The following is a 607-nucleotide window of genomic DNA, read 5'->3' on the forward strand; positions in this document are numbered from 1 at the left end:
CCCCGTCTCCTGTTCGATCCGACGGAGCGTCCACCCGAGCCGGCCAAGTGCCAGTATCTGCTGCTGTTTCTCTGCGTCCAAGACATTTGCCATGGCCGGCGAGGCTATCCGCCTCGCCCGCCTCAACGTCCTGGACGACTCTCCGTTCTATGGCCGGTTTTCAGGTGATCACGTATGGCCGCTTTTGGGTGTTCACCGAGGAGGGCCAGGAGATTTCCCTGAATTCGGCTGGCGGGGTATTCGATCTGACCCGCGCGAAGCATGCCCAGGGAGAGGTCGAGGCAAAACGAGTCGATGCCCTTTGCCCGGAGTCGCTGAGTGTCTCGGCCCGGTCCCGAACCGAGGTCGGCGACGAGCGCGCCAACCGGCACGACACCAGCGAATCGCTCTACCTGTTCGACTCCAAGAGCGAAATCGCGTGTCCCTTCGAGAAACTCGGTGGCAACCGCGTCGTACGTCTCGGTCGTGCCGATGGCCAACAGCAGAATCCCTATCTTCGATTTGCCGCATTGCATCAATGAGGTAGTGGAAGTCGACGCCTGGAGGTGGCGAGGTTTTTCGCTGGCGATGATTCGGGTTGCCCATCTTTCCTGCGCCGATTCTGTGC

The 607-nt window shown here is 61.0% G+C and carries 1 protein-coding gene; it reads left to right on the forward strand.

Translation table 11 applies throughout. The annotated features are described in order from the left end of the window. Positions 1 to 149 precede the first annotated feature (149 nt). On the forward strand, positions 150 to 521 hold the full coding sequence (locus GY937_14360) for a hypothetical protein (GenBank protein MCP5057884.1): 372 nt from the start codon (positions 150 to 152) through the stop codon (positions 519 to 521). Positions 522 to 607 lie beyond the last annotated feature (86 nt).

This window comes from bacterium, assembly GCA_024228115.1.
Classification (GTDB): Bacteria; Myxococcota_A; UBA9160; order UBA9160; family UBA6930.

Bases quoted from the DNA above. Each gene is read 5' to 3' on its own strand.
- GY937_14360 (MCP5057884.1), top strand. From the start codon at position 150: ATGGCCGGTTTTCAGGTGATCACGTATGGCCGCTTTTGGGTGTTCACC.